At 61.0% G+C, this 9,311-nt stretch carries 10 protein-coding genes; 8 read left to right on the top strand and 2 right to left on the bottom strand.

Annotation, left to right across the window (positions count from 1 at the left end; genetic code table 11):
- Nucleotides 1-149 precede the first annotated feature (149 nt).
- Nucleotides 150-1,499, bottom strand: coding sequence for a branched-chain amino acid transport system II carrier protein (gene brnQ / locus B5G28_RS13430; RefSeq protein WP_087249620.1), 1,350 nt, complete (start codon nucleotides 1,497-1,499; stop codon nucleotides 150-152).
- Nucleotides 1,500-2,633: 1,134 nt separating this feature from the next.
- On the opposite strand from brnQ, the gene B5G28_RS13425 reads away from it, so the two are divergent.
- Together B5G28_RS13425 and B5G28_RS13420 are read left to right on the top strand one after the other, a co-directional pair.
- Entirely contained in the window at nucleotides 2,634-3,488 is an 855-nt protein-coding gene (locus B5G28_RS13425; RefSeq protein WP_087249618.1) for a transketolase, read from the top strand.
- Between the two features lies 1 nt (nucleotide 3,489).
- Nucleotides 3,490-4,434 carry a transketolase family protein gene (locus tag B5G28_RS13420; protein WP_087249616.1) on the top strand — a complete coding sequence of 315 codons (945 nt, stop codon included), beginning with the start codon at nucleotides 3,490-3,492 and terminating at the stop codon, nucleotides 4,432-4,434.
- Between the two features lie 204 nt (nucleotides 4,435-4,638).
- Here the strand turns inward: B5G28_RS13420 and trxA are convergent, their stop codons facing one another.
- Nucleotides 4,639-4,950: a thioredoxin gene (gene trxA, locus B5G28_RS13415; protein ID WP_087249614.1), complete on the bottom strand. Its 312-nt coding sequence runs from the start codon at nucleotides 4,948-4,950 to the stop codon at nucleotides 4,639-4,641.
- A 401-nt stretch (nucleotides 4,951-5,351) separates the two neighbouring features.
- On the opposite strand from trxA, the gene B5G28_RS13410 reads away from it, so the two are divergent.
- From B5G28_RS13410 to B5G28_RS13385, 6 genes are all read left to right on the top strand, one after another.
- Nucleotides 5,352-6,086, top strand: a complete 735-nt coding sequence (locus B5G28_RS13410; protein WP_087249612.1) for a UTRA domain-containing protein — start codon at nucleotides 5,352-5,354, stop codon at nucleotides 6,084-6,086.
- Nucleotides 6,087-6,270: 184 nt separating this feature from the next.
- The gene (locus B5G28_RS13405) at nucleotides 6,271-6,795 is read left to right on the top strand and encodes a nitroreductase (protein WP_087249610.1); all 525 of its coding nucleotides are present in this window, start codon (nucleotides 6,271-6,273) and stop codon (nucleotides 6,793-6,795) included.
- Complete coding sequence (locus B5G28_RS13400) at nucleotides 6,792-7,463, top strand: pentapeptide repeat-containing protein (RefSeq protein ID WP_158099632.1); 672 nt, start codon at nucleotides 6,792-6,794, stop codon at nucleotides 7,461-7,463. Before B5G28_RS13405 ends, B5G28_RS13400 begins: the two co-directional genes overlap by 4 nt.
- A 28-nt stretch (nucleotides 7,464-7,491) precedes the next feature.
- On the top strand, nucleotides 7,492-7,983 hold the full coding sequence (locus tag B5G28_RS13395; RefSeq protein WP_087249606.1) for a GNAT family N-acetyltransferase: 492 nt from the start codon (nucleotides 7,492-7,494) through the stop codon (nucleotides 7,981-7,983).
- Nucleotides 7,984-8,086: 103 nt separating this feature from the next.
- Nucleotides 8,087-8,392: a YerC/YecD family TrpR-related protein gene (locus B5G28_RS13390; protein WP_087249604.1), complete on the top strand. Its 306-nt coding sequence runs from the start codon at nucleotides 8,087-8,089 to the stop codon at nucleotides 8,390-8,392.
- Between the two features lie 23 nt (nucleotides 8,393-8,415).
- On the top strand, nucleotides 8,416-8,991 hold the full coding sequence (locus B5G28_RS13385; RefSeq protein ID WP_087249602.1) for a DJ-1 family glyoxalase III: 576 nt from the start codon (nucleotides 8,416-8,418) through the stop codon (nucleotides 8,989-8,991).
- The last annotated feature ends 320 nt before the right edge of the window (nucleotides 8,992-9,311 follow it).

The following is a 9,311-nucleotide window of genomic DNA, read 5'->3' as shown; positions in this document are numbered from 1 at the left end:
TCCTCTTTCACTTGGATATGTGTGTATTTTTGTCTGGACATACGAACACCCCCTGTATAGGTTTATTTTCCTACACAGGGGGCGTTTTGTCTATTGTCCGTTTTTACTGGTTCAGTTCAAGGATGCGGGGCTTTTTTGACGTTTTCAGATCAGGCGCGGGCCGGGCGCAGGAAGTGGAGGGCCAGGCCGACGGCCAGGCCCGCCGCGGCGGGACAAACCCAGCCCAGACCCAGAGTGAACAGGGGCAGATACTGTCCCACGGCCTCCAGGAAAGGTTTCAGGCCCAGAGCGGTCTGGGCCCCGGCGGGCAGGGCGTGGAGAAAGTCCACCATCGCCGCCGGCAAAGTAAAGGCGGTGACGCAGGCGTAAACCCGCTGGTCGTTGCCGAACAGGCCCCCGGCCAGGGACAGCAGAATCAAAGTGATGGCCAACGGATACAGGAACATCAGCACTGGCGTGGCCCAGGCCAGAATGGTTTCCAGGCCGAAGTTGGCGGCTCCCAGAGAGAACAGCGAGAAGCCCACCGCCCAGAACCGGTAGGACGGGCCCTTGGGGAACAGGGCGCAGAAGGTCTCGGAACAGCTGGTGATGAGGCCCACGGCGGTTTTCAGGCAGGCAAAGGTAACAGTGACCGCCAGCAGCACCGCCCCAAAGGAGCCGAAATAGTGCTGTGCCATGGTGAGGAGCACCTCGCCGCCGTTGGAGGCGGTGGGATAGAGGGCCCGGGTCTGGGCGCCGGCCACTGCCACCGCCAGATAAATGACCCCCATCAGGCCGCAGCCCAGGCAGCCCGCCAGGACGGTGTTGGCGGCGATGGCTCCCGGCTCGGTGACGCCCAGGTCCCGGATGACGTTGACCACCACAATGCCGAAGGCCAGCCCGGCCAGGGCGTCCATGGTGTTGTAGCCCTCCAGAAAGCCGCTGACAAAGGCGGACTGGGCGTAGCTGCCCTCGGGCGGCAGGCCGGCGATAGGGCCCATGGGCTGGACCAGGGCGGTCACCAGCAGAATGGCCAGGCAGATCAGAAACAGGGGGTTCAAAACCTTGCCTACCCAGGTGAGGATCTTGCCCGGCCGGAGAGAAAACCACAGCACCACAGCGAAAAACACCAGCGAGAACACCACCAGAGCACCCTGGGAGCCCTGCCCGCCCAGAGCGGGTACCACGCCCACCTCAAAGGGGACGGTGGCGCACCGGGGAATGGCGAAGAAAGGCCCGATGGTCAGATACAGCAGGCAGGTGAAAAACAGGCCGTAGGGTTTGCCCACACGGCTGGAAAGGGAGGCCAGGCCGTCGCACCGGCTGATGCCCAGAGCGGCGACGCCCAGCAGAGGCAGGCCCACGCCGGTGATCAGCAGGCCGGCCGATGCGGTCAGGACGCTGCCGCCGGCCAGCTGGCCCATGGACGCGGGAAAAATCAGGTTGCCTGCGCCAAAGAACAACCCGAACAGCATACTGCCCACCGCCGCCAGCTGGCGGAAAGAAAGGTTCTTTTTCATCCAAACACCTTCTGTCATGGTATTCTATTTCTTTCATGATAACATACTTAAACATGAAAGTACACATCCTTTTTCTTGAAAGAAAAAGGATGCAAAAAGAACTTTACTGGGTACCATGCACTCTCCGGGTCTCCGAAGGTTCCGCGGGGCCGTTACGCTCCTGCTCGTTTGCTGCGTTCGGGGCTGTGCCCCGGTACGATGCAAAGTCTTTTTGCAACCTGGTTTCTCTTTTTCAGAAAAGGCGTTCACTGGGTACCATGCACTCTGGCCGCTCTTTATAGGGTGACAGAGGGTTGCAGACTGTGCCGCACTCACGTTACGTCCGGGCTGTGCCCGGGTACGATGCGAGGCCCGGCATAGCCTGGATTTTGTGTCCATTGGAATTTGGATGCCTCCTGAGATGACAGCAAATATGCAAACAACCATTCCAAACGGCCAAAACCACGCTTGAAAATGAAACTTCCCGCTCTTTTCTGCCGGAGGGGGAGTTTTGTTTGTGTGTTTTGATTTTGAGTTTATCCTGATCCAGGAATCAGAACAGACTTTGCGGCGTGCCGGGGCGCAGACCGGGAGCTTTCTAAAGCGGCTGAAACTCCATTCTCTTGTGAGTCCCACAGCAGCCAAGGTACAAAATGAAAGCCTTTTTCTCAAAAGAAAAAACCAGGCTATCAGAAAACTTTGCATCGTACCCGGGCGCAGGTCCGGGTTGCCGTTGCCCAAATTTTCTGCGCCGGACGCGGTCCGCTTGAAAATTTGGACGGCGGCCCCAACTCCGGCTCGGCTGTTTTTGCCGCAGGCAGCGCCTCGCCTACGTTGCCAAACGTAACGTGAGCGCGGCACAGTCTGCAACCCTCTGTCACCCTGTAAAGAGCGGCCAGAGTGTATGGTACCCAGTAAAGCTTTTTGCCAAGCTTTTTCTCGAAAAAGCGGAAGGAGGGCAATTTCCACAAAAAAGGCGCGACTGCGGCACAAAATTCCCCTCTGCTGTACATTTTGACAAAATCATCTTGACCTTTCCGGGCAGAATAGATAATATTAAATTGGAATACAGCGTGTCTCCGGCATTCCGGCATCAGTGCTCATGATGTATCTACCCATCCAGGAGACGAACCAGTGCAAATGGAAGGACGATCTATGACAAACGCAGAAAAACTTGCCCTGCAAAAACACGCCTGCCATATTCGGATCGGCGTGATCGAGAGCACCCACAGTGCCAAATGCGGCCATCCCGGCGGCAGCCTGTCCATCGCAGAGGTGCTGTCCTTTTTGTACTTCCGGGAAATGCGGGTGGACCCCGCCAACCCTGCCTGGCCTGAGCGGGACCGCCTGGTCCTCTCCAAGGGCCACGCAGCGCCGGCCCTTTATTCTGCTCTGGCCGAGCGCGGTTTCTTCCCCACCGAGGAGCTTTTGACCCTGCGCCATATGGGCAGCCGCCTGCAGGGCCATCCCAATATGAACACGGTCCCTGGCGTGGATATGTCCACCGGCAGCCTGGGCCAGGGCATTTCCTCTGCCTGCGGCATGGCTCTGGGCGCCAAGGTCAAGGGCCTGGACGACGTGCGCGTCTACGCCATCGTCGGCGACGGCGAGATCGAGGAGGGCGAGTGCTGGGAGGCTTTCATGTTCGCCTCTCACTACAAGCTGGATAACCTCTGCGTGTTCCTGGACCTGAACCACCTGCAGATTGACGGCGCCATCGAGAAGGTCATGAACAGCGCTCCCCAGGACAAAAAGCTGGAGGCCTTTGGCTTCAACGTGCTGTCCATCGACGGCCATGACTATGACCAGATCGAGGCCGCCGTGGAGGCGTTCCACGCCGAAAAGGGCCGCCCCACCTTCATTATCCTCAACACCACCAAGGGCAAAGGCGTCTCGTATATGGAGAACGACGCCGACTGGCACGGCAAAGCCCCTGGCGACGCCGACTATGCCACCGCGATGGACGAGCTGAAGGCCGCTCTGGCCCAGCTGGAAAAGGAGGAGGGCTAATATGGCAGAAGTAAAGAAGATCGCCACCCGCGACAGCTATGGCGCCACCCTCCGGGAGCTGGCCGCCGAGCATCCCGACCTGGTGGTGCTGGACGCCGACCTCTCGGCCGCCACCCGCACCTCCATGTTCCAGTCGGTGGCTCCCGACCGGTTCTTTGACTGCGGCATCGCCGAGGCCAACATGATCGGCGTGGCAGCTGGCCTGTCCACCATGGGCATGACCCCCTTTGTGTCCAGCTTCGCCATGTTTGCCGCCGCCCGCGCCTTTGAGCAGATTCTCAACTCCATCGCCTACCCCCGCCTGAACGTCAAGATTGGCGCTTCCCACGGCGGCATCTCGGTGGGCGAGGACGGCGCATCCCACCAGTGCTGCGAGGACTTCGCCCTGATGCGTTCCCTCCCCGGCATGACCGTGATCTGCCCCTCCGACGACATCGAGGCCCGGGCTGCCGTCCGCGCCGCCTACGAGATGAAGGGCCCGGTCTACCTGCGGTTTGGCCGTCTGGCTGTCCCCGTGTTCCATGACCCCGACAACTACACCTTCACCATCGGCAAGGGCGAGAAGATCACCGACGGCAACGACATCGCCATCATCGCCACCGGCCTGGAGGTCAACGAGGCCCGCATCGCTGCCGAACATCTGGCCGAGCAGGGCATCAGCGCCCGGGTGCTGAACATCCACACCATCAAGCCCCTGGACGAGGAGCTGATCCTGGAGGCCGCCCGCGACTGCGGCCGGGTCATCACCTGCGAGGAGCACAGCGTCATCGGCGGCCTGGGCGAGGCTGTCTGCTCGCTGCTCAGCGAGAAGTACCCTGTTCCTGTCCGCCGCATCGGCGTGCAGGACTGCTTCGCCTGCTCCGGCCCCGCATGGGACCTGATCCACGCCTTCGGCCTGGATGCAGCCACCATCGAAAAGACGGCCCACGAAATGCTGGGCCGCTGATCCCTCACCGGACAAAAAGCAAAACCAAGAGCCGGCGCAGATTTCTGCGCCGGCTCTTTTTGCGCTGGCGGCCCCGGCCCGGCCGCCCGAAAGGGTGTCCCGCGGCAGGGCTCCCAAAGGTCAAATCCCAAAATGCCACAGCAAAAGCGGCGCGCCCGGAGGAATGGGCGCGCCGCTTTGATTTGTTGTTTCAGGTCCTATCTCTTACACATCCAGCAGGGCCAGGACGCCGGCCTTGGGACGGGAACCCACAGACTGGTTCACCAGTTTGCCGTTCTTGAACACCAGCAGGGTGGGGATGCTCATGACGCCGAACTGAGCGGCCAGGTCGGGCTGCTCGTCCACATTCACCTTGCCGACCTTGACGTCGGGGCGCTCATCTGCCACCTGGTCCACAATGGGGGACAGCATCCGGCAGGGGCCGCACCAGGTGGCCCAGAAGTCCAGCAGGACGGGCTTGTCGCTCTGTAGCACCTCGCTGTTAAAGTTCTCTTTGGTAATGGTCACAACAGACATCTTTTTCTACCTCCCACATTTCAGTTTGCGCTGTGCGCGGTTCGTTTTTTCTGAGTTTAGTATAGCCCAGACGGGGCGGTTCTTTCCGTAACTGCGTCACCGAAAAAAAGACCCTAAAAAAACACGCGCCTTGCCGTCAAAAGGCCAGGCGCGAAAGTCTTGTTTATACAAGGATATAAAGTTATATATAGCACACATGTGCACACAAGTCAAGAGAAAATAAGATTTTTTCTCACTTTTTGGCATGGCGCACAAAATTGCGGGTTGATTTTTGCAAGTTTTTGCTGTAAACTTGTAACAGTAAACTAGCGGGTTTGACGCCTCATCCGCTTTTTGAAATTTCCGGCGGACCAACAGTCTGTTCGCCGGCGCCCAGGCAGGCAGCAGAGAGGAAGACCTTTATGCCCCGTTCCAAATTTGGTGATATCTACCGCGACTTAAAAACCAAGATTGAAGATGGCGAGTACCCCTACCAGTCCCTTGTCCCGTCCGAAAATACCCTCGTGTCGGTGTACGGGTGCTCCCGCAACACGGTGCGGCGGGCTCTGGCTGGCCTGATCGAGGCCGGCTATGTCCAGCCCATCCAGGGCAAGGGGGTGCGTGTGCTCTACCGCCCCGCCGCCAAGGCTCCCTTTACCCTGGGGCGGATGGAGAGTTTTCACGACACGGCGGTCCGCTGCCGCACCCACTATGAAACCCGGGTGGTCCATTTTTCCATGACCCAGACCGACAACGCCCTGGCGGCCGCCAGCGGCTTCCCTGCCCGGATGGACGTCTACCATGTGGAACGGGTGCGGATTGTGGAGGGCCGGGCCCTGATCCTGGACGTGAGCTATTTCCTGCGGTCGGTGGTGAACACCCTCACCCCCGAGGCCGCCGAACAGTCCATCTACGCCTATCTGGAAAAGGAGCTGGGCATCCAGATCATGACCAGCAAGCGGACCATCACGGTGGAGCGGGCCACCCCCGCCGACCGGCTGTATCTGGACATGGGGAGCTTTGACTGTCTGGCCGTGGTCACCAACCAGGCCTTCAACGCCGACGGCATCCTCTTTGAGTATACGGTCTCCCACTACCACCCGGAGTACTTCCGCTTTCAGGACACCGCCTGCCGCCGCACCCGGAAAACCGAATAAGACCGCTTTGCGTCTTTGTGCCATTTGTGAAGGAGCCGCTGCGCCCAAAAGCAGCCGGGCTCCTTTTTGATTTTTGGGGGCGCGGGGCCGGATTGCTTTCTACCCATTTCTGCGGTATACTAAACCTATCGGGATGCTGTGGTGCATCCGCCCAATTCTTTATAAAAAGGAGGGACTGCTTTTTATGACCAATGAAACCCTTGAGACACTCAAGACCCGGCGCAGCTGCCGTGCTTATAAGCCGGACCAGGTCTCGGAGGAGGAGCTGAACGCCGTGCTGGAAGCCGGCACCTACGCTCCCACCGCCATGGGCCTGCAGAGCCCCAAAATCGTGGTGATTCAGGACCCCGAAACCCGGGCCCTGCTGTCCCGGATGAATGCCGCCGTCATGGGCCGCGAAGGGTCCGACCCCATGTATGGGGCCCCCACCTATCTGCTGGTTCTGGCCGATGCCGCCCGGCCCACCGCCCAGCAGGACGGCAGCCTGGTGATGGGCAACCTGATGAATGCCGCCGCCAGCCTGGGGCTGGGCAGCTGCTGGATCAACCGCGCCCGGGAAATGTTTGACTCGGCCGAGGGCAAGGCCCTGCTGGCCCGGTGGGGCATCCAGGGCGAATGGCAGGGCGTGGGCTTCTGCATTCTGGGCTACCCTGCCGCCGATCCCAAGCCCGCCGCCCCCCGCAAAGCCGACTATATCGTCCGGGTATGATGCGCCGGGACCGTCTGCCGAATCTTCCCGCCGACGGGGCGGGCCTGACCTGTCTGGAAGGCCCCGAGGGGGCCGCCTGCCTCTATGAGCTGGCCCAGGGCCAGGAAGAAGGCGCCGCCCTGCGGATTCGGGGCGCCGACCTCACCGGCGAGGAGCTGGACGGGCTGGACCTGTCCCGCTGCCTGCTGGAGGACTGCCGCTTTACCGGCGCAGGCCTGCGCCGCCTCTCCCTCACCGACTGCATCCTGGTCCGCTGCGACTTGTCGGGGGCCCAGGCCTACGACAGCAGCCTGATCCGGTGCCGCTGGCAGGGGTCCAAGGCCCTGGGCTGCAGCCTGGCCGGAAGCCGGGCCCGGGGCTGGGAGGTGGTGGACTGCCGCCTGGACGCCCTCCGCCTGGACGGCGCCGCCCTGGAATCGGTCCATGTGGTCCGGTCCAGCCTGGCGGGCGCCAATCTGTCCGGCCTCCGCTGGAAACAGGTGGAGCTGGACGAGGCGGACCTGTCGGGGGCCAATGTGGCGGGCACCTCCCTCAAGGGGCTGGACCTGCGGTCCTGCCGCCTGGAAGGCCTCACCGCCGGCGACTCCCTGCGGGAGCTGCGGGGCGCCATCGTGGACCCCATCCAGGCCGCTGAGCTGGCCCGCCTGCTGGGCCTCGACATCCGATGAAACCAATCCCCACGCTGAAAGGAACGCTATGAAGCCTGATTACAAGCTGGTCGCCAAGGCCAAATACATCCATTTGACCGCAGACCTCGCCGCAGAGCTGTGGCAGGAGTGCTACAAGAAGTATTATCCCCCCAAGCAGCTGGCCGCCCTGATCGAAAAACTGCAGAGCGCCGACGCCATCGAGGAGGACATCGACCGGGAGGTCAACTACTTCATCGTCCAGATGGGCGGCAAGCCCATCGGCTACTTTGCCTGGAAGATGGACAACACCGCCCTTCACCTGCTCCACGTCTATCTGCAGCCCGCATGGCGGGGCAAAGCCCTGGGCCGGGATATCCTCAGCTCCTGTGAGCGTTTGGCCCGCAGCGACGGCAAGGGCCGGGTCTACGCCGAGGTCCACACCAAAGCTCTGCCGGTGCTGGCTTTCTTCAAGGAGCGGGGCTACCGCCCCGGCGCCCCCGTCCAGAACGATGTGGACGGCATCCTGATGGACCTGACCCCGGTGGAAAAATTTCTCTGATTTCAGCACATTCTGCGCAAATAATGATTGCAATTTTGTTCAGTATGGTATACACTTGCATTAAACCATTAAAGCGTATCTTGCAATCAGTGAGGATTCTATCATGGGTAAAGATCATCCGACCGGTAAATCCGGTCTGTACCAGGCCATCCTCCGGCTGGAAACGCCGGAACAGTGCTACCGCTTCTTTCAGGATGTGTGCAGCTACTCCGAGCTGAGCGCCATGGAGCAGCGCTACGACATCGCCGAAATGCTGGCGGACAAACGGATTTATGCCGACATCAAGGAAAAGACCGGCGCGTCCAGCGCCATCATCAGCCGGGTGAACCGGGTTTTGTCTTCGGAGGACAGCGTCCTGCTCCAGTTTGTGGAACAGGCCGGCCCCGACAGCCCGGATGACCCGACATAACATCAAAAATGGAGGTAACACCTATGAGCAAAGCAGTTGTATTTTTCGCTGAAGGCACTGAGGAGTGCGAGGCCCTTCTGGTTGTGGATCTGCTGCGGCGCGGCAAGATCGAGGTTGTGGTGGCTTCTGCTTCGGGCAGCCTGACGGTCACCGGCAGCCACAAGGTCACCATCACCGCCGACGCTCTGGCCGAGGATGTGGACTACAGCGATGTGGATCTGGTGGTGCTGCCCGGCGGCATCCCCGGCACCCCCAACCTGGCCGCCAATTCCACCGTGACCAGCACCGTCAAGGCCTTTGCCGAGGCCGGCAAGAAGGTGGCCGCCATCTGCGCCGCTCCCAGCATCCTGGCCGATCTGGGCCTGCTGGAGGGCAAGAAGGCTACCTCGCATTTCACCTTCCAGGATAAGCTGACCGGCGCTGTGGTGCTGGACCAGGAAGTGGTGGTGGATGGCAACATCACCACCAGCTACGGCCTGGGCGGCGCTATCCCCTTCGGCCTGGAGCTGGTGCGCCAGCTGGTGGGCCCCGATGAGGCAGCCCGCGTCCAGAAGGCCATCGCTTACAAGCACAGCCTGCTGTACAAGACCCACCGCTGATCCCACCCCAAAAAGCAAGGCAGACCCCCACCGGGGCCTGCCTGGGCGTGTCGAAAAACGACACGCTTTAGGGGGAACCCATTTCTGCACGCATACGCGTGACAGAAATTCCTCGGTTGCGGTTCCCTGCTTTTGCGGCGGGCGTCGCGGCGCCCTTGCAAAAGACAGACCGCGGCCCCTGCTCCGCTTCGCCTGTTTCTACCGCAGGCAGCGGCTCAGCTCCGCAGTCCCTAATATCCCCCTGGGGACAAAATTTGCCGCAGAACCGCGCACTCGGCCTTGCGGCCTCGCACACTCTCTGCGGCAAATTTCCCTGTAGG

Source organism: Faecalibacterium sp. An77 (genome assembly GCF_002161315.1).
Lineage (GTDB): Bacteria > Bacillota > Clostridia > Oscillospirales > Ruminococcaceae > Faecalibacterium.
Note: the sequence above shows the minus strand (reverse complement) of the source record. Positions and strands in the feature narration are given on the sequence as shown.